24 protein-coding genes are annotated in these 24,872 nt (G+C 72.3%); 13 read left to right on the forward strand and 11 right to left on the reverse strand.

Going from position 1 to position 24,872, the window contains the following annotated elements:
- Positions 1-54: 54 nt before the first annotated feature.
- The 3 genes from lipA (at position 55) to QRN89_RS09220 (ending at position 2,200) form a co-directional block, all read left to right on the forward strand.
- Positions 55-1,044: a lipoyl synthase gene (lipA, locus tag QRN89_RS09210; protein ID WP_290348861.1), complete on the forward strand. Its 990-nt coding sequence runs from the start codon at positions 55-57 to the stop codon at positions 1,042-1,044.
- Between the two features lie 234 nt (positions 1,045-1,278).
- Positions 1,279-1,482, forward strand: a complete 204-nt coding sequence (locus QRN89_RS09215; protein ID WP_290348862.1) for an SCO2195 family GlnR-regulated protein — start codon at positions 1,279-1,281, stop codon at positions 1,480-1,482.
- Between the two features lie 19 nt (positions 1,483-1,501).
- Complete coding sequence (locus QRN89_RS09220; RefSeq protein WP_290348863.1) at positions 1,502-2,200, forward strand: DUF4191 domain-containing protein; 699 nt, start codon at positions 1,502-1,504, stop codon at positions 2,198-2,200.
- A gap of 571 nt (positions 2,201-2,771) precedes the next feature.
- Here QRN89_RS09220 and QRN89_RS09225 read toward each other — a convergent pair.
- Complete coding sequence (locus QRN89_RS09225; RefSeq protein WP_290348864.1) at positions 2,772-3,239, reverse strand: RDD family protein; 468 nt, start codon at positions 3,237-3,239, stop codon at positions 2,772-2,774.
- 301 nt (positions 3,240-3,540) lie between these two features.
- Between QRN89_RS09225 and glnA the strand changes: the two genes are divergently transcribed.
- A complete protein-coding gene (gene glnA / locus QRN89_RS09230) occupies positions 3,541-4,950 on the forward strand; it encodes a type I glutamate--ammonia ligase (protein ID WP_290348865.1) in 1,410 nt (469 codons plus the stop codon).
- Between the two features lie 562 nt (positions 4,951-5,512).
- Here glnA and QRN89_RS09235 read toward each other — a convergent pair.
- From QRN89_RS09235 to QRN89_RS09245, 3 genes are all read right to left on the reverse strand, one after another.
- Complete coding sequence (locus QRN89_RS09235; RefSeq protein ID WP_290348866.1) at positions 5,513-5,785, reverse strand: hypothetical protein; 273 nt, start codon at positions 5,783-5,785, stop codon at positions 5,513-5,515.
- A gap of 221 nt (positions 5,786-6,006) precedes the next feature.
- Positions 6,007-6,216, reverse strand: a complete 210-nt coding sequence (locus QRN89_RS09240; protein ID WP_290348867.1) for a hypothetical protein — start codon at positions 6,214-6,216, stop codon at positions 6,007-6,009.
- Positions 6,217-6,220: 4 nt separating this feature from the next.
- Positions 6,221-6,538, reverse strand: coding sequence for a DUF5994 family protein (locus QRN89_RS09245; protein ID WP_290348868.1), 318 nt, complete (start codon positions 6,536-6,538; stop codon positions 6,221-6,223).
- A gap of 290 nt (positions 6,539-6,828) precedes the next feature.
- Here QRN89_RS09245 and QRN89_RS09250 point away from each other — a divergent pair, with 290 nt between their 5' ends.
- A complete protein-coding gene (locus tag QRN89_RS09250; protein WP_290348869.1) occupies positions 6,829-7,323 on the forward strand; it encodes a DUF5994 family protein in 495 nt (164 codons plus the stop codon).
- 267 nt (positions 7,324-7,590) lie between these two features.
- Here the strand turns inward: QRN89_RS09250 and QRN89_RS09255 are convergent, their stop codons facing one another.
- From QRN89_RS09255 to QRN89_RS09270, 4 genes are all read right to left on the reverse strand, one after another.
- Complete coding sequence (locus QRN89_RS09255) at positions 7,591-9,450, reverse strand: choline/carnitine O-acyltransferase (RefSeq protein WP_290348870.1); 1,860 nt, start codon at positions 9,448-9,450, stop codon at positions 7,591-7,593.
- A complete protein-coding gene (locus QRN89_RS09260) occupies positions 9,450-10,292 on the reverse strand; it encodes a class I SAM-dependent methyltransferase (protein WP_290348871.1) in 843 nt (280 codons plus the stop codon). Before QRN89_RS09260 ends, QRN89_RS09255 begins: the two co-directional genes overlap by 1 nt.
- A 389-nt stretch (positions 10,293-10,681) precedes the next feature.
- On the reverse strand, positions 10,682-11,551 hold the full coding sequence (locus tag QRN89_RS09265; protein WP_356948615.1) for a HalD/BesD family halogenase: 870 nt from the start codon (positions 11,549-11,551) through the stop codon (positions 10,682-10,684).
- 347 nt (positions 11,552-11,898) lie between these two features.
- Positions 11,899-12,174, reverse strand: a complete 276-nt coding sequence (locus QRN89_RS09270; protein WP_290348873.1) for a hypothetical protein — start codon at positions 12,172-12,174, stop codon at positions 11,899-11,901.
- A gap of 201 nt (positions 12,175-12,375) precedes the next feature.
- Between QRN89_RS09270 and QRN89_RS09275 the strand changes: the two genes are divergently transcribed.
- From QRN89_RS09275 to QRN89_RS09290, 4 genes are all read left to right on the forward strand, one after another.
- Positions 12,376-12,735, forward strand: coding sequence for an arsenate reductase family protein (locus tag QRN89_RS09275; protein WP_290348874.1), 360 nt, complete (start codon positions 12,376-12,378; stop codon positions 12,733-12,735).
- 247 nt (positions 12,736-12,982) lie between these two features.
- The gene (locus tag QRN89_RS35945; protein ID WP_356948616.1) at positions 12,983-13,960 is read left to right on the forward strand and encodes an SCO2207 family protein; all 978 of its coding nucleotides are present in this window, start codon (positions 12,983-12,985) and stop codon (positions 13,958-13,960) included.
- Between the two features lie 483 nt (positions 13,961-14,443).
- Entirely contained in the window at positions 14,444-15,283 is an 840-nt protein-coding gene (locus QRN89_RS09285) for a hypothetical protein (RefSeq protein WP_290348875.1), read from the forward strand.
- Positions 15,270-15,761 (forward strand): hypothetical protein, encoded by a 492-nt coding sequence (locus QRN89_RS09290; RefSeq protein WP_290348876.1) that lies wholly within the window; start codon positions 15,270-15,272, stop codon positions 15,759-15,761. Before QRN89_RS09285 ends, QRN89_RS09290 begins: the two co-directional genes overlap by 14 nt.
- Positions 15,762-15,995: 234 nt before the next feature.
- Here the strand turns inward: QRN89_RS09290 and QRN89_RS09295 are convergent, their stop codons facing one another.
- On the reverse strand, positions 15,996-16,907 hold the full coding sequence (locus QRN89_RS09295) for a Gfo/Idh/MocA family protein (RefSeq protein ID WP_290348877.1): 912 nt from the start codon (positions 16,905-16,907) through the stop codon (positions 15,996-15,998).
- 503 nt (positions 16,908-17,410) lie between these two features.
- Here QRN89_RS09295 and glnII point away from each other — a divergent pair.
- Together glnII and QRN89_RS09305 are read left to right on the forward strand one after the other, a co-directional pair.
- Entirely contained in the window at positions 17,411-18,442 is a 1,032-nt protein-coding gene (gene glnII / locus QRN89_RS09300; RefSeq protein ID WP_290348878.1) for a glutamine synthetase, read from the forward strand.
- A 533-nt stretch (positions 18,443-18,975) separates the two neighbouring features.
- Positions 18,976-19,599 (forward strand): winged helix-turn-helix domain-containing protein, encoded by a 624-nt coding sequence (locus QRN89_RS09305; protein ID WP_290348879.1) that lies wholly within the window; start codon positions 18,976-18,978, stop codon positions 19,597-19,599.
- Between the two features lie 69 nt (positions 19,600-19,668).
- On the opposite strand, the gene QRN89_RS09310 is transcribed toward QRN89_RS09305, so the two are convergent.
- A complete protein-coding gene (locus QRN89_RS09310) occupies positions 19,669-21,144 on the reverse strand; it encodes a PepSY-associated TM helix domain-containing protein (protein ID WP_290348880.1) in 1,476 nt (491 codons plus the stop codon).
- A 48-nt stretch (positions 21,145-21,192) separates the two neighbouring features.
- Positions 21,193-21,837 (reverse strand): hypothetical protein, encoded by a 645-nt coding sequence (locus tag QRN89_RS09315; RefSeq protein WP_290348881.1) that lies wholly within the window; start codon positions 21,835-21,837, stop codon positions 21,193-21,195.
- A 189-nt stretch (positions 21,838-22,026) separates the two neighbouring features.
- On the opposite strand from QRN89_RS09315, the gene QRN89_RS09320 reads away from it, so the two are divergent.
- Together QRN89_RS09320 and QRN89_RS09325 are read left to right on the forward strand one after the other, a co-directional pair.
- Complete coding sequence (locus QRN89_RS09320; protein ID WP_290348882.1) at positions 22,027-23,019, forward strand: NAD-dependent epimerase/dehydratase family protein; 993 nt, start codon at positions 22,027-22,029, stop codon at positions 23,017-23,019.
- A 244-nt stretch (positions 23,020-23,263) separates the two neighbouring features.
- Positions 23,264-24,796 carry a DUF1996 domain-containing protein gene (locus tag QRN89_RS09325; protein ID WP_290348883.1) on the forward strand — a complete coding sequence of 511 codons (1,533 nt, stop codon included), beginning with the start codon at positions 23,264-23,266 and terminating at the stop codon, positions 24,794-24,796.
- Positions 24,797-24,872: the final 76 nt, after the last annotated feature.

Below are 24,872 nucleotides of genomic sequence, written 5' to 3' on the forward strand. Positions count from 1 at the left end.
TTCAACGGGCGTACCCTGGGGTCCGCCGAGGAATCGAAGTGTAGGGAGCCGGTCGTGTCCGCTGTAGCACCCGACGGACGCAAGATGCTGCGCCTGGAGGTCCGGAACAGCCAGACCCCCATCGAGCGCAAGCCCGAGTGGATCAAGACCCGGGCGAAAATGGGTCCCGAGTACAACCAGCTGCAGAAGCTCGTCAAGAGCGAGGGTCTGCACACGGTGTGCCAGGAGGCCGGCTGCCCGAACATCTTCGAGTGCTGGGAGGACCGCGAGGCCACCTTCCTCATCGGCGGTGACCAGTGCACCCGGCGCTGCGACTTCTGCCAGATCGACACGGGCAAGCCGCAGGCGCTCGACCGTGACGAGCCGCGCCGCGTCGGCGAGTCGGTCGTCACGATGGACCTGAACTACGCCACGATCACCGGCGTCGCCCGCGACGACCTGGAGGACGGCGGCGCCTGGCTGTACGCGGAGACCGTGCGCCAGATCCACGCGCAGACGGCGGGACGCGAGGCCGGCCGCACCAAGGTCGAGCTGCTGATCCCCGACTTCAACGCCGAGCCGGACCAGCTGGCCGAGGTCTTCTCCTCCCGCCCCGAGGTGCTGGCGCACAACGTCGAGACGGTGCCGCGCATCTTCAAGCGCATCCGTCCCGGCTTCCGCTACGAGCGCTCGCTGAAGGTGATCACGGAGGCCCGCGCGGCCGGCCTGGTCACCAAGTCGAACCTGATCCTCGGCATGGGCGAGACCCGCGAGGAGGTCAGCGAGGCGCTGCAGCACCTGCACGACGCGGGCTGCGAGCTGATCACCATCACCCAGTACCTGCGGCCGTCCGTCCGGCACCACCCCGTCGAGCGCTGGGTGAAGCCGCAGGAGTTCGTGGAGCTCAAGGAGGAGGCCGACGAGATCGGCTTCTCCGGTGTGATGTCGGGTCCGCTGGTGCGTTCCTCGTACCGGGCCGGGCGGCTCTACCAGCAGGCCATGGACCAGCGCCGGTCCGCCGCCGCGCAGCAGGACGGGGACGTCCCGGCGGCCCACGCGGTGTGAATTCACGCACAAGAACTTACCGGCCAGTAATGGCCGAGACGATGCGGCCCGTACGCTCCCCGCAGGTCGGGGGCGCGTACGGGTCGCGTCATGCATCCGGCGGTGCGCGGAAAGGTTTCATCAGTGTTTGACCGGCGAGTCACGCCCTGGTAACACCAGTCAGTGACTCTGACTTCACGCACAGCACGCACACTCCCACCGCTCACCACCCCGCCCCCGAGGGAGACCTCCGCCATGCAGGCCGCGACTTCCGTACGCGCCAACGCCTTCCCGACCCTCACCCAGGCCCTCCTCGCCGTCGAGTCCGTCATCCTGGGCGGCGGCCAGCGCACCGCCCGCCGAAACGCCTGGACCGCGGTCCTCGAGGACCGGCGCCGCGCCAAGGACCGGGTCGAGGCGCAGCACGTCCTGGAGGCCGTGGCGACTCGCTCCTCCTGAGGCACGTAAACTTCAGGACATGGCGAGGAAGGATCAGGCAGAGAACTCTGCGAACCCCGGGCGACTGAAGCAGATCGCCCTTACCTACAAGATGACCCGACGGGTCGACTCCAAGGTCGGTCTTGTCGTCGCGGGTGTGGGAATCGTCACCTTCGGTGTCTTCCTCGCGATCGGTTTCCTGATCGACCACCCGATCTATCTGGGCATCCTGGGCTTCCTGCTGGCCTTCCTCGCGATGGCGATCGTCTTCGGACGCCGCGCCGAGCGTGCCGCCTTCGGGCAGATGGAAGGACAGCCGGGAGCGGCGGCAGCCGTGCTGCAGAACGTGGGCCGAGGCTGGACCACGACCCCTGCGGTCGCGATGAACCGCAACCAGGACGTCGTCCACCGGGCCGTCGGCCGCGCCGGCATCGTGCTGGTGGCCGAGGGGAACCCGAACCGGGTCAAGACCCTGCTGGCGGCCGAGAAGAAGCGGATGGCCCGGGTCGCCGTGGACGCCCCGGTGCACGACATCATCGTCGGCAACGACGAGGGCCAGGTGCCGCTGAAGAAGCTGCGCACCACGATGACGAAACTGCCCCGTGTACTGACCGGCCCGCAGGTGACGCAGACGAACGACCGTCTGCGCGCGATGGGCGACCTGATGAGCAACATGCCGCTGCCGAAGGGCCCGATGCCGAAGGGCATGCGGATGCCGCGAGGCGGAAAGATGCGCTGACGTCGTCCGTCCCGGCTGTCGCCGCGGACGCGTACGACTGCACGGACACGGACGAAGAGGGCGCCCCGGTCGGACCGGGGCGCCCTCTTCGCATGCGCGTGCGGCCTCCACGCGTGCGCGGGCTCGTCATCGGGTCGGCGAGCGGCTGCAGCAGCGGCACCGCGGCCTCCACGCGTGCGCGGGCTCGTCGGGCAGCACGACGTCCTCACCGGCATGTTGGGCGCGGCCTCCACGCGTGCGCGGGCTCGTCGCATGCGCGTGCGGGTCGCGGACGCGAGCGGTGCGCGACTGCGGCAGGGCCGGGGCGGTACGGCGCGAGGTGCGTACTCCGCCGCGGGACGCACAGGACCGGGCGACGGTACGGGGAGCGCCCGGAGGGCGGCGTACGGGGCACCCGCCCGTGGGCACGCCGCGGTACGGAAGAGCCCGGGCGGCGGGCCGCACGGCACCGGGTCCGTCGCCACGGGGACGTCCCCGCGGACCGCCGCACCGGGCGTCCGCCCTCCGTCCTCCGCCTGCCGTCCGCCGGTCGCGGGCTTTCGCGCGGGCGGCGCAACGCGCGGGAGACGCGTCAGATGCGTACCTGGACCGCGCGGGCGAGCCGGTCGTGGAGGCCGCGGCCGTCGCGGTCCCAGACGAGTGCCGGGACGGCCAGGCAGAGCAGCACGCTGCGGACGAGGACCCAGCCCACGCCGAGCCGTCCGCCGTTCTCGCTGACGACCCGCAGCCCGAGGAGCCGCTTGCCGGGAGTGCTGCCGACGGTACCGATCGTCAGCACGCCGAGCACGAAGAACACCAGCAGCGCCGGATTGCCCGTGGCGGACCAGTCGCGTCCGGTGATGAGGCCGTATGCGATGAGCACGCACAGGCCCCAGTCGATGAAGAGCGCGCCGAAGCGCCGCCCGAGCGGGGCGACGGATCCCGGCCCCTGTTCCGGCAGCCCGAGCCGTTCGCCCCGGTAGCCGAAGTCGGCGCCCATGTCCTCGGCCGCCGCGCGGGGCCCGGACAGCCACGATCCGATTGCTTGCCTGTTGTCCACCCGACCACGGTACTGGGCACGCTGTCGATCACCGCCTGCCGGGTGCCCCGAAGGCCGTGGCCGCGCGGGTTTCCCGGCCTCCGGCCACCCCCCGGAAGGGCCCGGAGGAGGGCGGCCGGGAGGCCCGGCGAGGCGTGTCGCCGCACGGCGCTCCGGCCGCCCGGTTAACTTCCGCGAAACAAATGAGTCATGCTGGAGAAATCCCGGCTGCCTAGGGTCGTGTCCTGCGTGTGCCACCGCACTGGCCGCACGACCGAGTCACAACCCCGCCCCTCCCCGGGTCGGGAGTAGGAGGAGTTGGATGTTCCAGAACGCCGACGACGCCAAGAAGTACATCGCGGACAACGACGTGAAGATGATCGACGTCCGGTTCTGCGACCTTCCCGGCGTGATGCAGCACTTCACGATTCCGGCCACGGCGTTCGACCCGTCCGAGGAGCTCGCCTTCGACGGCTCGTCGATCCGCGGCTTCCAGGCCATCCACGAGTCGGACATGGCGCTGCGCGCGGACCTCTCCACGGCGCGTCTGGACCCGTTCCGCCGTGACAAGACCCTCAACATCAACTTCTTCATCCACGACCCGATCACGGGCGAGCAGTACAGCCGCGACCCGCGGAACATCGCCAAGAAGGCCGAGGCCTACCTCGCCTCCACCGGCATCGCGGACACCGCGTACTTCGGCCCCGAGGCCGAGTTCTACGTCTTCGACTCGGTGCGCTTCGCCACCTCGGCGAACGAGGGCTTCTACCACATCGACTCCGAGGCGGGCGCCTGGAACACCGGCGCCATCGAGGACAACCGCGGCTACAAGGTCCGCTACAAGGGCGGCTACTTCCCGGCCCCGCCGGTCGACCACTTCGCCGACCTGCGCGCCGAGATCTCCCTCGAGCTGGAGAACGTCGGCCTGCAGGTCGAGCGCCAGCACCACGAGGTCGGCACCGCAGGTCAGGCCGAGATCAACTACAAGTTCAACACGCTGCTCGCCGCGGCCGACGACCTGATGCTCTTCAAGTACATCGTGAAGAACGTCGCCTGGCGCAACGGCAAGACCGCGACCTTCATGCCCAAGCCGATCTTCGGTGACAACGGCTCCGGCATGCACGTCCACCAGTCCCTGTGGCAGGGCGGCTCCCCGCTCTTCTACGACGAGCAGGGCTACGCGGGCCTCTCGGACACCGCCCGCTACTACATCGGCGGCATCCTGAAGCACGCCCCGTCGCTGCTGGCCTTCACCAACCCGACGGTGAACTCGTACCACCGCCTGGTGCCGGGCTTCGAGGCGCCGGTGAACCTGGTGTACTCGCAGCGCAACCGCTCGGCCGCGATGCGTATCCCGATCACGGGCTCGAACCCGAAGGCCAAGCGCGTCGAGTTCCGCGCCCCGGACCCGTCGTCCAACCCGTACCTGGCGTTCTCGGCGCTGCTGCTCGCGGGCCTCGACGGCGTCAAGAACAAGATCGAGCCGGCCGAGCCGATCGACAAGGACCTCTACGAGCTCGCCCCCGAGGAGCACGCGGGCGTCCCGCAGGTCCCGACCTCGCTCCCGGCGGTCCTCGACGCCCTCGAGGCGGACAACGAGTACCTCCAGGCCGGCGGTGTCTTCACTGCCGACCTGATCGAGACGTGGATCGACTACAAGCGGACGAACGAGATCGCCCCGATCCAGCTGCGCCCGCACCCGCACGAGTTCGAGCTCTACTTCGACATCTAGAGCGCAGGGCGGGCCCAGCTGGGCCTGAGGTCCGAGGACATGCTGTGACCTGCGGGAGCGCGGATCGACGGTTTCCGCCGTCGGGCTGCTTTCCAGGGTCCTGTGCACCGGGTGCGCACCACTCGCACAGGCCCCTGACGTACCGTCAGATGTGCAGCAAGGCCGCCGTCTCCGAAGAGGAGGCGGCGGCCTTCGTCGCGATGGCTCAGCAGGCGCCGCCCCGTGGGGCACCGTCGTTCGCAGGCGCGGGCATTGCGCGATCCGGCTCCGTCAACGACGGGGCGCCATCGGCCGGTGGCGGGCTGCGCGCCCCCGCCGCCTGCCCGATGCGGTGGCGCCCTCAGCAGTGGTGCGGGGTGTCCGCGCCGCGGTCCGTTCGTTGCCCTGCCGTCGCGCCGAAGGTGCGCAACGGCCCCGGTGTGGACACACCGGGGCCGCCCTTCCGGGTCGGTGGCACGTGAGAGTGCACCGGCCCACTGACCATGCTATGCCTGTGCCGCATTTCCGGCACAAGGGATTCCCGGGTGATGGATCCGCGGTCGGAGAGCACTTCAGCGCCCTGTCAGCCGCGTTCCTCCTCTTCTGTTTCCATGAGCCGGATTCCCTGATGCGTCAGGGTGACCATGGCAGGTGTGTTTCCCCGTGCCCAGTCGACCGTGACGAGTCCCTCGCCCGCCAGGTACGCACACGCCGCGGCCAGGTCCTGCTCAGGCATTCGGAGGTCGTCGCGCAGCTTCACCCCGGTGACGCCGAGAAGGCGATTGCCTTCCACGGCCTCGTACAGGGTCTTCATGATCGCTTCGCGGTAGTTCTTCCGCTCGTGGAGTGTTGCCATGGTGTGCCGCCCGCTCGTGCCGGGCCCGGACGAGGGTTGTCGCCCCAGGTCCCGTGTGCGGTCCTGCCCGGAGGACCGACTGGTTGCCGGCCAGGGCCGTGGCCGCCCTGCCGTGTGCGCGTGGTGTCCACGGTGACCTCGTTCATCGGGATGACGTGCAGGTGGGCGAGGCGGGCCTTGTCCCGCCACACCCACCACCCCCGTCAGGAGGAGGTCATGCGTCACCCACGGCCCGTCGCTCGCGGTGGCGGGCGCTCCCGCGTGCCCTGCCGGCGGTCGGCCTTCCGGCTGCGTCGGCCGAATCCCGGCAGGGTGTCGCTGTAGTGGAATGCCGCGATCCGCTCGTCGTGCCGGCCATTGAGCCGATGGATCAGCAGCGCTCCCACGATGATCATGGCGATGATCACGGACACCGTGATGGCGATCTCCATGACCTCACATCCCTCCGACGCAGCTCATGCAGCCGGGCGGCTCCGGGTCCCCGGCCGCCGCTGTGGCGTGCCCGCCCTCGGTCTCCCGCTCCCCTTCCCGGCCGAGCGGCTCCTGCGCTTCACGGGAGGTGTCCTCGTTCGCCATCCACCGTTCGTCCAGCACGTGGACGAGGGCGGGGAGTTCACGGAGAAGATCGCGGGAGCGGGGCCACCATGCGCCGTCCGGGAAACCCGGGGCGGATCCCGCCGGGGTCGTGGACAGGCGGGCCGGTGGCGAGGTCAAGCGCTCACTGGTCGGAATACGGTCGATGGTCGCGGTCATGGCGCGGACCTGTCCCCGGGGCTCGTCCACGACGTCCCGGTGTGGTGACTCGCCGAGAACGAAACCGGCATGGGAGCCGGTATGCGAAGTACTCCCGGTGCCTTCACTGTACTCCGGGCACGGTCGGTGAGGCCGAACGCGACCAGCCACTTCATCGGGCCTCCGGGTCCTGGCACGCGGCGCGCGGGTGAGCCTGGGCGAGCGCTCACGGAGTACCGTGAAATCGGACCCGACGCCTTCCGGTCGATCAGCGGAACGCTTGCCGAACCCTGCAGACGGGTGAGCACACCATGTCCGACGCCGACACCCCGCGTGAAGCGAAGCTTCTGCCGGACGCGATCCACAAGGTCGTGAAGCCTGGAACCGCCCTGCTGCGGCTGGAGACGACCCATGCCCGTCAGGGGATTCTCGACGGTGCGTGGTGGCCGCGTTCCCGCGACATCGGCGCCGAGCTGCCGAGCCTCGTCGTCGCGCTGACCGAGCACCTCGGACCCGTCGACCGCGTCGGCCTGGACTCCAGTGCCTGGGAAGACCTGCCGACACGGCTGGTCATCGACGACCGCGTCGTGCACATCGACTCCTTCCCGGTCGGTGACGACACCGTCCTGATCACCCGAGGTGATCGAGACCACTTTTCCCTGCTGGTGATCCCGCCGGACACGGCTCCCGACGCCGCGCGCGCAGCGATGGCTCGGGCCGTCAGCGCCGACAGCGCCACGGCCGAGCAGATCCTGATCGACACCGGCACCGGCCGGACACGCCCGATCGCCACGGAAGACCCGTAGACGGGCCGGGAGCCCCGCATGCACCTCGGCCGCTGCGCGGGGGAAACGCGGTGCGGTGACCGGAAACCGGCGTTCCACGACAGTGGCGCGACTTCACGCAAGGACCGTCCCCGGTGCCTCACGGTCCCGTATGCAGCACCCCGAGCGCTGCTCCGGGCCGGGAGGGGATCCGCGCCGGGCGCGCGCGCACGCCGGGCGTCGGTACGAGCCCGGGACGCGGAGGGGCCGTCCCGCACACGGCGGGCCGGCCCCTCCCCGGCGCGGGACTCAGCCGGATGCCTGCGACCCTCCGGACCGCAGCACAGCGCGGAGTTCCGCGACCGCCTCGCGCAGGCGGTCCGCGAAGGCGTGCATCCGGTCCGCGACCGGCAGGGGCGTGCTGAGGTAGAGGTTGAAGCGCTCGGGGAGCAGCACGTAGGCCACGCCGATGCAGCGGCTGCTGGTGGAGCCGAAGCCGAAGAACTGGATGTTCCGGGAGGGCGCGGAACTGGTGCTGAGGTAGTCGTCGCGCATCTTCAGCCAGCCGGGGGTCCGGTACAGCGCGGGCTGTTCGGTGACACCGAGTTCCGGGCCGCGGCGGCGCTGGATGAGTTCCAGTTCCCACAGGTGCTGTTCGGGCACCTGTCCGGCCTGCGAGGCCTTCGCTCGGGCCACATGGGCCTCGGCGGCGGCCCGGAAGGCGGCGAGGCGGGCGGCCGGGGACGCGGCGGGGTCCTCCATCGCCCTGACGAACTCCCCCATCTCCGGGGTGACGACGCGCATGGCCTCGGTGCGGCCGTTGCGGTACTGCCGGGTGGCGATCGACTCGTACGTGGCCCCCAGGAGCCCCTTGGCTCGCTGGTGGGCGAGCTGGTACGCGCACTGGACGAACGCGTCCGGCGACATGCCGAGGGACTTGGCCGTGGTGCTGCCGAAGTCCGGGAACGTCACGGTGGTGGTCGCGGTGGCGTCGCCGTACGCGGCGAAGGACTCGGCGGCGGCGCGCACCTTCTCCCTGAGCGGCGCGTCCAGCGCGAAGACGACCGGCTCCAGCGCGGGCAGGCCCTGTGAGCGGGCCCCCGAACGGCGGGAGTGCTCCTCGGCGGTGGCGCTCAGGAGGAAGTCGGTGAAGCCGAGGATGGTGGTCCCGTCGAGTTCGCAGTGCTCGACGTTGATGCCCGCGCGCCCGTCCGCGAAGACGACGAAGGACACGGCCTTGTCGAACCAGCGGTTCCCGCGGTCGCCGTGGAGCAGTTCGTCGCAGGCCTCCTGGACCCCGGCGGGCGCGAAGTCCTCCAGGCAGACGCAGAACAGCGCGGTCTCGACGACGTCCAGCGACTCTGCGTTGCGGGGGTCGGCGAGCAGCAGGTCCTCGCGGGCGGCCGCCCACTCCGCACGGGCCATGGTGGTGAGGTGGCCCACCGAGGTGTCCGGTGCGGCGGGTTCGGCACCGGCCTTCATGACCTCGCGCAGTCCGGCCTCCAGGTCCTCCAGGCCGTACGGGACGCCGTCCGCGCCGAGCACGTCCAGCCGGAACATGCCGCCGCGGAAGAACACCACGATGTGCCGCGCGCCGGACGGGCCGGGCCAGTCGTCGCTGTACGGGGCACGGACGGTGTCCTGCCGCGCGCCGGGGATCCGGGTGGTGGAGTAGAGGAACCTGTTCTGCACCATCGACTGGGGCACTCCGCGCTGCACGACGGGCGGGAGCTGCTCCCGGTCGAGCAGGCCCTTGTGGTGCAGCGCCCCCGCGATCAGCCCGGCGGCGCGCTCGCACTGCCCCTCGTCGCCGTCCCGGAACAGGAAGAAGAAGTTGGCGTTGAGCGCGATGCGGTCCCGCCGCCCCAGGTAGCGGTACGGCCAGAACGTGTCCAGCCAGCTGTGCACGCCCTCGGTGGCGTCGTACTCCTCCAGTGCCGCGTGCAGGGTGCGGCCGGGGCCGCCGGGCCGGAGGAAGGCGGCGGCCTCCGCCTCGGTCGCCGCGAGTTCGTCCGCGGTCAGCAGCGGTGCGCACCAGGCGAGGAACCTCTCGCAGCTCGCCTCGATCGTGGGCAGCGGTACGCGCGGCAGGCTCTCCTCGTGGGCGAAGGTGGAGGGTGCCGTGCCGGGCGCCGGGGCCTCCGGCGCGGACGTCTGACGGTTGTTCACTACTGGTCTCGTTTCGGGTCGTCGGTACCTGGGGTGTCGTACGGCCGGGAAATGTAGAGCTGTGCGTGGAGCCAGCCTTCCGCCTCGAAGCCCCGCGCATCCACGCCGGCGGCCGCCATGCCGTCGAGGACGAGCGCCTGCTCCTCGGGGGAGGCGAACCGCCGCTGCCGGAAGACCTCGTCGACGCGGACGGTGCGGTATCCCAGCCCGGCCAGGGCCTGTTCGACCGGGTCGAAGGGGAACATCCGCAGCACGAAGTGCGCCATCCAGGGCAGGCGCCCGCCCTGGGCCCGGACGACGCGCGTGAGGGTCCGCTCGGTGACGTAGCCGAGGCAGCCCGTCGAGATCACCAGGTCCGTGCCGGCGAGCTGGGCGCGCTGGCGGGGCGTGGGGTCGTGGTTCTCCAGGTCGGCGTGGACCGCGTCGTCGAGGAAGCCCGATTCGAGGGCGTAGGCGAGCGCGCTGCCCGCGGCGTCCAGGCCCACGAAGCGGAGGGGCTGCGTCGGGCGGCGGGAGCGGGCCAGTTCCCGGTCGCGGGCCAGCAGGGCCGCGCGGCTCGCGTCGCCGGCCCGGGCGACGCCGTAGCGCTCGTACAACTCGTCCATGGTGGCGTCGTACTTCACCAGGGCGGCGTTGATGCCGTAGGAGCAGCCGATGTCCAGCACCTGCGGCACGGTGACCTGGCGGGACTCGCGGTACTCCTGGATCAGCTTGGCGAACCAGGGTTTGGCCTGCTGGGGAACGCAGTAGCCGAGGGGCCGGAGCACGGTGAAGTACGTGCGCGGGTCCGGCTGGGTGTAGATGTGGTCCAGGGAGACTTTTCCGGTGGCGTCGAATCGCACGGGGTTCTGCTCCTCCGTGGGTCGCTGTGTGGGAAACGCCTGCGGGGCGGCGGCGGACACGCGGCCGGGCGCGGTGGCCCGGCGGTGGTGGGAGAGGGACGGGTGTGCCGGCGGGCCGTGGACGCGCGGGAGCGGTGCGCCGGTGGCCGGCGCGGTGGCCCCGGGGGCTCCGGGCCGTGGCCCGGTTCCGGCCGGTCGCTGGGGCGGTGGCCCAGGGACGTGTGGCGAAAGCAGCTCCGTCCGCCCGCAGGGCGGGGCCTGCGGCGTCCGGTGCGTGCGATCGCGCGGCGGAGCATCATCCTCGTACCGGACGTACCTGGATGACTCCGACGACGCAGCGAGCGGGCGTGCCGCGCGTCGCGGGCCGGGAGGGACTCTCGCCACCCGCCCTAGTCCAGCAGCCGGTCGCCGCGCACGGCCCTGCCCTCGGCCTCCAGGTGCTCGGGAAGTACCCGCCCGAACAGCTGCCGGGTGCGGGCGACGCTCCCGATGACGCCGGGGCGCTCGCTGTAGGCGAAGATGGCGGAGTGACGGGCGGTCGCACCCCGCACGGGGCTCACCCGGTGCAGTGAGTAGCGGCCCTTGAAGAGCTGCAGATCGCCGGGCCGCAGGGGCAGATGCCGGACCAGCCGGTCACCGCGGCCGTCGAGGACGTCCCGTACGGCGGTGAAGTTCTCGTCCTGTGCGGACCTGATGTTGGGGCAGTACTCGAAGACGCCGCCGTCCTCCGCCTCCCGGGTGAGCATGCTGACGGTGAACTCGTTGGTGTCGAAGTGCCAGGGGTGCTCCATGCCGGGCGAGACCACGTTGAGGACCAGTCCGGAGAGCGGGTCGGCCAGTTCGTACAGCCGGGGCAGTCCGAAGCAGCGGGCGACGAGGTCCCGGAACGCGGCGTCGGAGTAGAGCCTGCCGATCAGGGAGTCGTCGGGAATGCGGTCCCGGGCGACGAACGCGTTGCCGCGCTGGAAGGTCCTCCGCCCGGGGTGGTCCTCCGGCAGGTCCGCGTCGACGGCGATGTTGTAGACGTTCACCGTCTCGAGGTCGTGGTGGGCGCGGGGGGCGAGGGACGAGCCCTCCTCGCGCAGGACGTCCTGGAGGGTGGGGCGGATGAAGTCGGGCAGTACGGTGCAGCCGAGGTCGGCCAGCTCGCGCCGGGCCCGGGCGATCACCGCCTGCCCCTCGGCGCCGTCGAGTTCCGACAGCGGGTACCGGTTCGTGTCGACCACCTGGTCAAGCGGCATGGCTTCCAGCGTGCTCATTCGATCCTCTCGGCATGCGGGCCGACGGGCGGCCCCAACTCAACTGAGGAACAGCAGAGTTGAACTTCCCACAGCCCCGGCCGCTTGTCTGTGACACGCCACACGAGCGTGGCGGACGTGCGCCGTACCGGGCCGTGCGGCGGACGGGCCGAGCACCGCGCGGCCCCCGGGCAGGTGTGCCCGGGGGCCGCCGAAGGTGCGTCCGGCCGTCAGGCGTCGCCCTCCGCTTTCGCGGGTGTCGGTTACGAGCCACTGACGACGGGCGGCCTGTGCCGGTCACGCCCGTGCCGGTTTCGCCGGTCCGGTTTCGCCGGTGCCGGTTACGTCGGTGCCGGTGACGCGGGCCCTCAGTCCGCGTCGTGGATCAGTGAACGCACCATGCGGCACGTCGTGTCGGACGGCGGATGGATGCCGATCCGCTCGGCCGTGGTGCGTATCCGCCGGTTGCTCGCGTTCGCCGGGTGGTAGACGCCCGTGTCGAGCAGGGCGATGGCCAGGCGCATGGCCTTGAGCCTGCGGTTGTGCGACTCGTACCACTCACGCGGGAGTCCCGCGGGCAGTGGCCGCTTCGCCGGACCGGACAGCGCCGGCCGGCCCGCCGGACGCCTCACCCTCTTCGCCACCCCTGTACTCGCCCCCGTCCTCGTGCCCTGCTCCGTCCTCGTCCCCGTCGTCGTGATTGCGGCAACGCCCATCGGCGACCTCCTGGCGCGGTGGTTGGTCCCTCACGAACTAGTTCGATTTTATCGCCCCCCACTGACAATCGCCCCTGGCCAAAGGGTGTTCAGGGTGTTCGAGTGGCGCACGGGGAGTACGGTGTCGGAATGGAGATCTGGATCAACCCGGCGTGCTCGAAGTGCCGCAGCGCGCTGCATCTGCTCGACGAGGAGGGCGCGTCGTACACGGTGCGCCGCTACCTCGAGGACGTCCCGTCGGAGAAGGAGATCCGCGAGGTCCTGGAACGGCTCGGGCTGGAGCCGTGGGACATCACCCGGACCCAGGAGGCCGCCGCCAGGGAGCTCGGCCTGAAGGACTGGCCGCGGGACGCGGATTCCCGGACCCGGTGGATCGCGGCGCTGTCGGAGCACCCGAAGCTGATCCAGCGTCCGATCATCACGGCGGACGACGGCACGGCGGTGGTGGCGCGCACCGACGAGGCGGTACGGGACGCGCTCGGCCGCTGAGGACGCCGGAGCCCGGAACCCGACAGCGGGGAGGCGCGGAGGCACGGCGGGCGACCGCGCCCCCGAAGGCCAAGTAGGCGCGCACCGACCGACCTTGAAGGTGCAGGTCCCCGCCCACCTGCGAAAACTTAAGCCTCAGTTAAGGAAGTCACCGCTGGGACATTGAGCACGCCCCTCGGGCTACTCGTACGTAACGGCACACGGAACCCATCCGGCCGCCGTTCGGAGCCGGGGACAGGAGCCTTACGTGTCGCGCAAGAAGACCCTCAGCGGCAAGAAGAAGATCGCGCTCATGATCGGTGCCGCAGCACTGGTCGGCGGTACCGCGATTGTCATGACCGGGACAAGCAATGCCTCGGCAGCCTGTGACGGATTCGCCCAGGCGGTACGCAACAACGAGAACTTCATCGCCGGTCAACGGGCCAATCCCGATGCCCAGTCGGAAGCACGGATCGCCAACCGCGAGGCGGTGATCAGGCAGATCAACCTCCAGCAGGAAGCCGCGGGCTGTGCGCAGGGCTCCGGCGGAGGAGACCAGGCGGCGGCCCAGCCCCCGGCCGGTGAGGGCCAGGCGGCCGGCGGTGCGGGTGCGGGCGGGGACGCGGGCGCGACCGGCGAGGTCGTCTGCGCCGGACAGAACCTCACCTTCTCCAACGACGGCGGCGCACCGGCGGCCTCCAGCGGCCAGTTCCCGATCGGCACCCAGCTGAAGGTCACCAACCTGGCCAACGACAAGACCACCACCGTCGAGGTCACCTCGACCTCCGGCAGCTGCGCCCTGCTGAACGCCGCGGCCTTCGAGCAGGTACGCGAGGCGGGCAAGAACGTGATCCGCCAGGTCCGCATCGAGCGCCTCGGCGGGGGTGCGGGCGGCGGCGAGGCCGCCGAGCCCCCGGCCGCCGAGCAGCCGCCGGCGGACGACGCCGGAGACCAGGCCGGTGACGGTGGCGGCGGCGCGGATCAGGGCGGCGCCACCGGTGAGGTCGTCTGCGCCGGATCGACGGTGACACTCTCCGGCGAGGGCGGCGCCCCGGCGGCCTCCAGCGGCCAGTTCCCGGTCGGAACCCAGCTGAAGGTGACGAACCTCGACAACAACAAGTCGACGACCGTCGAGGTGACGTCGACGTCCGGCAGTTGCGCACTGCTCAACAACGCCGCGTTCGAGCAGGTCCGGGAGCCCGGCAAGTTCCTGATCCGCAACGCGCGCATCGAGCGCGTCGGCTGACGCGTCCCCCTGCTCCCCGGGCGCCTGCGAACACCCTGCGGGCACCCGGGGAGCGTCCCTGTGTCCTTGCCTGGGCCGGGCGAGACCCGGTACCGGTGCAACGACCGGAACGCGCACGGCACGTGGGCCGCACCGCTCCCCGGCCGGAGGGTGCGGCCCAACGCGGCACCGATCGCTGATCCGCCTTCCCCGGAAGGGGATCCGCATGTGATGACCGGCGCCCTCTCCAGCAGACCACCGTGCATGCAATTGGCATGCCCGCGTCGGTATCCGCGCACGTCTTTCGCCGTTTCCTCCTGGGCTGATCCCTTTTCTCGATCAGACAGGCATGAGACGTGCGAAGAGTACTGCCCGGACGGCGGCGCGCCGGACGCGCCGGTCCGGCGAAGACCATGGCGTCGGGCGTCGTCCTGGCGACCACGGTCGCGGTCCGCCGCGTGGGCGATCGCCGACGGGGCGAAGCTGCCGCGCGGCCGGGGCCCGATGTACGCGCAGCAGTCCGTCCAGGTGGCGAAAGCGTCGTACGCGGCCACTCAGGCCGCCGCCAGGGCGGCGCTGACGGCGTCCAACGCGGCCAAGGCGACCGTCGCCGACAGCAGCGCGCTCTACGCCCTGAGCAAGACCCAGGCGCACGCCCCCAACACCGAGTTCCGCAAGGCCGCCGCGCTGGAGGCCGCCGCTCAGGCGAAGGCCGCCGCCACGGCCGCCGACGCCCAGGCGAGGGAAGCCGCCGCCAACGCCACCAAGGCGAAGGGCGCCCAGACGACCGCCGAGGCGGCGGAACGGGCCGCCAAGGCCGGCGCCGCCGAGGCGAAGCGGCAGCGTGGCATCGCCGAGGCGGAGAAGGCCAACACCGCCCGTGAGCACGCTCGTGCCACCGCTCAGCTGCAGAAGGCCGCCACGGCGGCGCAGCGCGCCCGGACGGAGCGCGACGCGGCCGGGTGCGCCCGCGGTTCCGCCGAGGTGGCGGGCGCCACCGCCGCCGAGAAGCGCGAGGCCGCCGAGGCAGCCGAGGCCCGGGCCGCGCTCGCTCGATCCAACGCCGAGACCGCCGAGCGGAACAAGGACGCGAAGGCCTCCCGCGCCGCGGCCCTGGAAGCCGCCGCCGCAGCGGCCGAGGGCACCAGCAGCGCCGGGGAGGCACGGCGGGCGGCGACCGCCGCCCGCGCCGCCGCCAACGAGGCCACGGGCGCCGCGAGCCGAGCCCGGACGGCCGCCAACGAGGCATCCACCGCCACGGTGAACGCCCGTGGCAACCTCCGTACCATCAGGGAGAACATTCGAGTCGCCATGGAAAGGTTCAAGGCCAATGGCGGATGCTGAGCCGTCCCCCGAGCTGCGGGACGCCCTGCGGCGACTGGAGGAGCACCTCGGGAGGTCCCTGCCCAACGCCTCCGAAGGGCACGCCCGTTGGGCGCTGTACCGGGCCGCGCTCACCTCCGACGGGGCCCGGCCGGCCCTGCTGGCCGCCGTCACCGCCGAATCGGACGACGCGCTCGCCTCGGGCGTCGTGGGCGAGGTCCTGGAACGGCTGCCCCGCGCCGAGCGGGACACATGGGTCCGGGTGCTCGCACCCGCGGTCCGCGCGTTCAGCGAGCGCCGGGCGCAGGAACTGGGGACGCTGGAGGACCTCCGGACCGGGGTGATCGCCCCGGACCGCGTCCCCCGGCTGGTCGACGACTGGAGCGACTGGCTTCAGCTCCGGGCCGCGACCGAGGCCGACGCCACGGTCCGGCGCGCCCTGGCCGCCTCGGGCCGCACCAAGCGCATCCGCCGCACGGCCGCCCAGTCCCTCGGCTGACCCCGGCCGCCGGTGGGCCGCGCCTCCCCCGTGGGGGTGCGGCCCACCGGCATACGTGACCGTAAGAAGACCTGTTCCAGCGGGAACCCCCGTGGTGATCGCCGGTCGGGGAGTGCCCCGTCCTTCGTCAGGCGAGGCGTGGGGGTCCCTGCTCGTGGATCCGCGCCGCTGGAGGCGTCCCCTCCGGCGGTCCGCGCGTGCGGTGGGCGCGATGGCCGGGCGGACGGCCCGATGTCAGCCGCCGTCCCCCTCGGGCCGCGCCTCCCCCAGCCGTTGCTCCGCCTGCGCCAGGATCTCCGTGATCCGCAGGCCCAGACGTACGTCGCAGGCGTGCGGATCCCCCGTACGGGCCGACTCCAGCAGGGCGTCGACCGCCGCGCGGAACGAGCCGACCGCGTCGCTCCACGCGGGCATGGTGACGCGTCCCCGCGCCCCGTACAGGTCGATGCTCGCTCCCGCCGCCTCGGGAGGTGCGCTCAGGCCCACGGTGGCGGTGCTCGACGCCCCGGACGCGTGCCGGAACGCGAGATGGACCGTGTCGGCCGGACCGCGCAGCGCCGTCAGCTCCGTCACATCGCCGAGCACCGGCAGCAGCACGGACAGCACATGGGGGCCGACGTCCCACAGCCCGCCCTTGTCACGCCGCCAGGGCGAGACGGCGTACGCGCTCGCCGAGCCGTGGCCGAAGAGCGAGCCGAGCCAGTGCGCGCGGCCCGTCAACCAGCCGTCCGCTGTGGTCTGTTCGGCGATCCACGGGGCCGTGTCCGCCGCGAACCGCAGGGTGCAGAACACGACGGACGCGACACCCGACGCCTCCGCGGCCGCCACGACCTCACGGGCCCCGGGCACCGTCGTCGCCACCGGCTTGTCCAGGAGCAGATGCCGTCCGGCGGCCGCCGCGCGGGCCGCCAGCGGGGCCTGGACGTCGGGCGGCAGGGCGAACGCGACGGCGTCGCTCGCCTCGATGAGGGCGTCCACGTCGTCGTACGCCCTGACGCCGTGCGCCGACGCGATCGCGGCGGCGGCCTCGGGGCGCCGCCCCCACACGCCGCTGAGCACGGCCCCCGGGTGCGTGGCGAGAGCCGGTGCCTGGGTGCGCTCCGCCCAGGGGCCCGTTCCGATCAGTCCGATGCGCGGCTTCGTCATGCGGCCAGTCTGCACCGCGGGTGGCACCACCGGCGGTGCGGCCGCGGGGCAGCCGGGCTCGGACGACCCCGCCGCCGCGCCGCGCGGACGACCCGGGCGGCCCGGCTCGGACGAGCCCGGGGACGGACCTGCTCGGACGACGGATACGGTCCCGCTCCGCTGCGGACGACGCGCCCCCTTCCGCCCCGGCCGCCCGGCGCGTCGGACGTCCCGTGGGCCCACTGGGCGTATACGACGCGTGCGGCACCGCGGCGGGGTGGGCCGCGCAGCTCTTCTCGTGCGTCCCGCGCCGTGCCGTACCCACCCGGCGCCCCGCTCCCGTGCTCGCGGCTGCCCCCGCGTCGGGCCGTGCGGCAGCGGAGCGGCGGAATCGGGACACGCGGCGGCCCCGGGACCGCCTCGGTTCGCCGAGTAACACGGGGTTCACAATCGAGCAATGGACGGGAAATCCGGGGTTGCGAAGCTGCGCCCATACCCGCTGCACCCGCAAAGGATGAGGGCCCGTGACCATCAAGGCTGAGTACATCTGGATCGACGGCACCGAGCCGACCGCGAAGCTCCGCTCGAAGACGAAGATTCTGACGGGTTCCGCCGCAGACGTCTCCGAGCTCCCCATCTGGGGCTTCGACGGGTCCAGCACCAACCAGGCCGAGGGTCACGCGTCCGACTGCGTGCTGAAGCCGGTCTTCGTGTGTCCCGACCCGATCCGGGGCGGCGACAACGTGCTGGTGCTGTGCGAGGTCCTCAACACCGACATGACCCCGCACCCGTCCAACACGCGGGCCCAGCTGGTCGAGGTGGCGGAGAAGTTCGCCGCCCAGGAGCCGATCTTCGGCATCGAGCAGGAGTACACCTTCTTCGACGGCGAGCGGCCGCTCGGCTTCCCCGTCGGCGGCTTCCCGGCCCCGCAGGGCGGCTACTACTGCGGTGTCGGCTCCGACGAGATCCACGGCCGTGACGTCGTCGAGGCGCACCTGGAGAACTGTCTGCAGGCGGGGCTCGGCATCTCCGGCATCAACGCCGAGGTCATGCCCGGCCAGTGGGAGTTCCAGGTCGGCCCGCTCGCGCCGCTGGAGGTCGCGGACCAGCTGTGGATCGCCCGCTGGCTGCTGTACCGCACCGCCGAGGACTTCGACGTCTCCGCGACGCTCGACCCGAAGCCGGTGAAGGGCGACTGGAACGGCGCGGGCGCGCACACCAACTTCTCCACGAAGGCGATGCGCGAGGGCTACGACGCCATCATCACCGCGTGCGAGTCGCTGGGCGAGGGTTCCAAGCCGCTGGACCACGTCAAGAACTACGGCGCCGGCATCGACGACCGCCTGACCGGTCTGCACGAGACGGCCCCCTGGAACGAGTACAGCTACGGCGTCTCCGACCGCGGTGCCTCGGTGCGCATCCCGTGGCAGGTCGAGAAGGACGGCAAGGGCTACATCGAGGACCGCCGTCCGAACGCGAACGTCGACCCGTACGTGGTGACCCGCCTGCTGGTGGACACGTGCTGCTCCGCACTGGAGAAGGCCGGCCAGGTCTGATCCCGCAGCCGCTTCGGAAGGGGTGCCCGCCGGTCAACCGGCGGGCGCCCCTTCCGCGTTGCCGCGTCCCTTCCCCGTGCCGGTGGTCGCCCTTCCGCGACGCCGGCCGGACGGCCCTCCGCGGCACCGGCAGCACTCGGCGGCGTGGCGGCGGCACCGGCCGAAAGGCGGCGGGGGTGGTGTCCGTCTCGTGAGAGGGGTCTGCTGCCGTGCCCTGTCGTCTGCTTGAATAGGGGAATGGCCAGCCTTCGGAGCAATGTGACGGGTCGCAGCGACCTCGAGCCGTTCTGGCCTTCCCGCCAGCACCACGACTTCGACCGTGTGTGTTGCCGCGCGAGGAACGCGTCGGCCCTCTAAAGCCCTTCCGGAAGTCCGGGTCCCTGTCCGGAGCCCGGCCGGTCCCCGGTGATCCGCCGGGTGGACCGGACTCTTCCGGGGCCTTCGGCCGACGCGCACGACGTACGCACGTCCGTCCGTTCCGCCGCCGGGCCGTACCGGCTCGGCGACTCCTCGCGTGAAAGAGCTGACCTCTCATGGCGAACTCCCGTTCCCACTCCGCCGCGACCGTCCCCGGTCCCGCCGCCACCGTGCAGAACCGTCACCGGCTCCGGGCCGTCGACCCGGACGAGGTGGTGCACGTGGCGGACTTCCTCCCGCCGGGTGCCACCTGGCTGCCGGCACCCCAGCACACCGTCCCCGCGCTCCCGGGCCGGCCCCCGATGGTCGGCTACCTCGTGCTCGTGCCCGCCGACCAGCAGCCGCCGCTCCTGGCGTCCGCCGCGCCGGTCGCGGCCCCCGCGCCGGGGCCGGTTCCCGCCTCCTCCGTCACGGAGCAGTGGGCGGACCGGAACCGACCGGACGCGGACGACGGTCCGGCGGGCCCCGTCCGTGTCGACACCGCACGGCGCTCGGCGGCCGTCGGCGGACGGGAGCTGGACCTCACGTACCTGGAGTTCGAGTTGCTGGCGCATCTGGTCGCGCACCCGCACCGGGTGCACACCCGCGACCAGTTGGTGACCACGGTGTGGGGCTACGGCCACGTGGGCGACGGCCGCACCGTCGACGTCCATGTGGCGCGGCTGCGCCGCAAGCTGGGCGCCGAGCACCGCCACACGATCCGGACCGTGCGGCGGGTCGGCTACACGTACGCGCCCTGACGGGGGCGCGGGGCCCGGACCGGCCCGGGGACGCGGAAGCGCCGCGCTCCCCGGACCGGCGTCGCCTCGTCAGGCGGCCGTGGACCGGCTCCGGGCCCGGGCCACCAGGCCCAGGGCGATGTCGACGGCGAGGAAGACCAGCAGGCTGACGCCGAGCATCGGCACGAACCAGCCCACCAGGACGGTCACCGCCGCGAGCGGCGTCATCGCGGTCACCGGGACCCTGCGCCAGGCCCCCCGCGGCACGGGGCGCCCGAAACGGAGGGACCGGCCGGAGGACGCTCCGGCGTCGTCCCCGGCGGAGGACTGCCGGTCCCTGGTCGGGCGGCGCTGCCACCACATGCGGTAGCCCCAGACGATCAGCATGATCAGCGCGACCATGAGGGCCGCCAGGACGAGCTGGTTGGCCAGGCCGAACAGCACGCCCATGTGGGCGTCGATGCCGAACCGGGTCAGCTTGGCGAGCAACGGGTAGTCGGCGAACCGGAGCTCGTCCACGATCCGCGCGTCGGCGGGGTCGATCGCCACGGAGTCCAGATGGACCGGGAAGAGCGTGTCGGTCTCCTTGACGACGTAACCGCTGCCCTCGGCGGGGAGGATCACCGAGATCCGGCCCTCGACACCGACGCCCGCGGCGGCGGCGACCGCGTTGTCGATGCCGATGTCCGCGCCCTGGTGGGCACCGCCGTGGCCGCCGTCGCCGTGGCCCTCGTGCCCGCCGCCGCCCGCGGCCGCGCCGTCGAGGGTCGCGGAGACCACCGGGGTCGCGCCACCGAGCTGGTCCTGCACCGCGCCGATGTTCTCACCCGCGTACTTGGACCAGGTCAGACCCGTGGCGGAGAGCAGCACCAGACCGGCCACCGCCCACAGACCGACGGAGCCGTGCCAGGAAAGGGTGCGGCGGCGCCCCTTGGCTCCGCGTTCGGGCACGAGCAGGGCACGCTTCGACGCCCGCTTGCGGCCGATCCACAGCAGCAGCCCGCCGAGGGCGACCACCCACAGCCAGCTGGCCGCGAGTTCGCTGTAGTTGCGGCCGAGGTCGCCGAGGTGCAGATCACGGTGCAGCTCGTCGATCCAGGTGCGCAGCGGGAGGGCGCCCGAGCTGCCGTAGCTGGGCAGTTCACCGCGTATCTCGGCGGTGTACGGGTCGACGAAGACGGCGAGCGACGTGCCCTCCTCGACCTCGGGGCTGGTCATCAGTACGCGGGTGGTCGCCCCGTCCTCGGCGGAGGGCCAGACCGCGGTGACGGTGCCTTCCGGGTGTGCCTTGCGGGCGGCGGCGACCTGGGAGTCGAGGGGGACCTTCCGTTCGCCGACGTCGGTCGTCAGCTCGTGGCTGTAGACGAGCTTCTCGGCCGGGAAGGAGAGGGCGTAGAGCAGTCCGCTGCCGGCGGCGACCAGCAGCAGCGGGGCGATGAGGATGCCCGCGTAGAAGTGGAGGCGCAGGACGAGGGGACGCAGGGCGCTCCAGGTGGAGCGGGTCTCCGTCGTGGCGGGCGCCTCGGGCGTGTCGGTACTGCCCCGTACGGGGTCGTCAATGGCCATGGTGGTCCTAGGAGTCGGCGTCGACATGGGGATTGCGGCCCCCGGGTGTCAGACGAGTGCTCCAGGGACCGTGGCGCGGGTGGTCGGGCCGCCGGGCGGGCCGCGCCGGGAGAGGCTGTGCGTGAGGACGACGCCGTGGAGACGGCGGGTGCGGTGGCCGGGCCGCGCGGGCCTGGGCGGTTCGGGGACGCGTACGACGGCGAGAAGCAGCCGCAGCGGCGCGAACGGGGCGGCGCAGACCGTGCCGACGGTCCGCGCCAGCCGGAAGAAGGCCGCCTCGCCGCGGGCGAGCCACAGGGCGCACACGGCGGCGGCGAGGACGTGCGCGGCGAGCATGCCGACGGGTCCGGTGGTGAGCTGCGTCAGCTGGGCGGCGACGTCGGCGAGGGGGTCGGCGGGCGTCCCGGCGGGGTGCGCGGACGCCGCGCTGGCCCCGTCGGCGGAGACCGCCGCCGCGGTCGTCCCGCTGCCCGCGCCCATGTGGTGGTGCGTCGGGGGGCCGCCCGTGCGGTGGGGTTCGGAGCGGGCGAAGAGGAGATGGAGGGCGCCCTGCACACCGAGCAGGGCCGCCCCGATGGGGAGGGCGCGTCGGCGCCGGGTGCCCGCGAGCCAGCCGCCGGCCGCGGTGAGCGCGAGCGCGCCCAGCACGGCGGCGGGCGGAAGATCATGCCCGGACGTGAACGAATGCCCCACCGCGGCCAAAGTCACGCACACTGCCGCGAATAGTGCGGCTCGGAGGGCGCGCATCGGCGACCGGGCATCCGTCATGGCTCGCACATGGTGCCATCCCGTGGCGCCTCTCCGGCAGACGGGGGCGCGGCCGGATTCTCCCCGCAGCGGAATTCCGCACGTCGGAGCGGGTGGGCGGGCACGCTGGGCACCATGAGGCTTCTGGTGCTGGGTGGTACGGAGTTCGTGGGGCGGGCCGTGGTGGAGGCGGCGCTCGACCGCGCGTGGGAGGTGACGGTGTTCCACCGCGGCCGGCACCCGGCCCCGACGGGCGTGCGGGTGCTGCACGGCGACCGGCTCGCGCCGGACGGGCTCGGCGCGCTCGCGGAGGGCGAGTGGGACGTCGTCGTCGACACCTGGTCGGCGGCCCCGTCCGCGGTCCTCGCCCCGGCGCGACTGCTCGCGGACCGGGCCGGGCACTTCGTCTACGTGTCCAGCCGCTCGGTCTACGCGTGGCCGCCGGCCGCGGGGCTCGGCGAGGACGGGCCGCTGGTGGCGGGCGCCGCGGCGGACGCGGGGGCGACCGACTACGCCCGCGACAAACGGGGCGGCGAACTGGCCGCCACGGGGGCCTTCGGCGCGGACCGGTCGCTGCTGGTGCGCGCGGGCCTGATCCTCGGGCCGTGGGAGAACGTGGGCCGGCTGCCGTGGTGGCTGAACCGGGTGGCGCGCGGTGGTCCGGTGCCCGCGCCCGGACCGCGCGACCTGCCGGTGCAGTTCATCGACGTACGCGATCTCGCGCGGTGGACCCTCGACGCGGCGGAGAAGCGGCTCACCGGCCCCTTCGACGTGGTGTCGCCGACCGGCCACGCCACGATGGGCGGGCTGCTGGAGGCCTGCGTCCGGACGACCGGTTCCGGTGCGGAGCTGCGCTGGCTCGACGCGGGGACGATCGCCGCGGCCGGGGTTGAGCCCTGGACGGATCTGCCGGTGTGGCTGCCGCGAGGAGAGGCGTACGACGCGATGCACGGCGCCGACGTCTCCAGGGCCCTGGCGGCCGGGCTGCACTGCCGGCCGGCCGAGGAGACGGTCGCCGACACCTGGGCCTGGCTCCGTGAGCGGGGCGGAAGCGCCCCCCAGCGCCCGGACCGCGCACCGGTCGGCCTGTCCCCGGACCAGGAGTCGGCGCTGCTCGGCGGCTCCTGAGCAGCCGGGGCGGCGCGCCGCAGCCCCCGCGCGCCGAGGCGTCGCGCGGGGGCTGCGGGGCCTTCCGCGGACGACGGGCGTGCCCGCGAGGTTTCGGCAACCGCCTTCGTGGGCACGCCCGTTGGCACCCGGTGAGATCCGTTTTGCGAATGGAGTTTTCTACGAAATCCGGTCCCGCCTGAACGTGGCGCCGCGCGACTCCGTATGGAACGGCGCGCTGCTCCCACCCCGGGATTGGAGTTCCATGGCACGCACAACACGCAAACGCTCAACGCTGGCAAACCGGGCGATCGCCGCCTCGGCTGCCCTGATTCTGGGCGGGGGTGGGCTGATCGCGGTCAACGTCTACGCATCTGCGGGTGAGGGCAGCGGTCAGAGCCCCAACGGGACCCAGGCCGCCGGCCAGTCGGTGTCCACGATCGACTGCCCGGACGTCGGAAACGAACTGGGAGAGGTGCCGCAGCAGGAGCGCGGCAACGTCGACCGCGAACTCGCGACGCTGGACACCCAGATCACCACGGCGTACCAGCGGTTCGCCGACCTCAAGCAGCGGATCGAGAGCGACCGCCGGTACGGGCAGCAGCAGATCCTCACGCCGCTGAAGAACGAGCGGACGGTGATCCTCCAGCGGATCGCCGCGCTCATCGAGCGCGGCAACGCCCCCAGGCCGCAGAACCTCGAGTCCATGGCGCCGTGCACCCTGCGGGCCGACGACAACGACGGTCAGGACCAGGGCAACGACCAGGGTCAGAACGGCGGTCAGGAGCAGGACGGCGGCGACCAGGGCGACGGTCAGGACCAGGGCCAGGAGAACGGCGGCCAGGGCCAGGACGGCGGCGACCAGGACGACGGCAACGGCGGTCAGGCCGGCAACGGCCCGGAGCAGTCCGACTTCGTCGACATCCAGTCCGTCCAGCCGAACGTCAGCAAGCCCCGCAACCGGAGCGGCGCCTCCCGGGGCACGTTCACGACCAGCTGCGGTGTGAACGAGAACGGCAAGTTCAACCCGGACAACGTCATCGTCGCGCCCGGTGTCGCCAACGGCGCCCACCACATGCACGACTACGTGGGCAACCAGGCCAACGACGCCTTCGCCAGCGACGACGACCTCGCCAACGGCCAGACGACCTGTGCGAACCAGGGCGACAAGTCGACGTACTACTGGCCGGTGCTGCGGCTGCAGAACGGGCAGCAGGAGAACGACGCCAACGCGGACGGCGGCGGCAAGGACCAGAACGTCGGCGAGATCCAGACGCCGTCGCAGGTCACGCTGAACTTCGTCGGCAACCCGCGGTCCAAGGTGACGGCGATGCCGCGGTTCCTGCGGATCATCACCGGCGACGCCAAGGCGTTCGTCAACGGTGACGCCAACGCGAACGCGTCGTGGAGCTGCACCGGCTTCGAGGACCGTCAGCTGAAGGACAAGTACCCGATCTGCCCCGAGGGCAGCCAGGTCGTGCGGACGTTCAAGTTCCAGAGCTGCTGGGACGGCCAGAACACCGACAGCGCCAACCACCGCACCCACGTCGCCTTCGCGCAGGCCAACGGCGCCTGCCCCAACGGCTTCCGCGCCATCCCGCAGCTCGTGCAGCGCATCGTCTACGACGTGCCGCCGCCGGTCTTCGACGGGGCCAACCCGAGCGTCTTCGCGGTCGACTCCTTCCCGGAGCAGCTGCACAAGCCCGTCACCGACCACGGCGACTTCATCAACGTCTTCGACCAGAGGCTGATGAACAAGGTGGTCAACTGCATCAACACCGGACGCAAGTGCCGCTGACGCTCTCCGAGCCGGCGCCGATCCCCGGGCTCCCCGCCTGAGTCCCGGGGTTCGGCGCCACCTTCCGCCGAACCCC

Origin of the sequence: Streptomyces sp. HUAS CB01 (assembly GCF_030406905.1) — a bacterium.
Lineage (GTDB): Bacteria > Actinomycetota > Actinomycetes > Streptomycetales > Streptomycetaceae > Streptomyces > Streptomyces chengbuensis.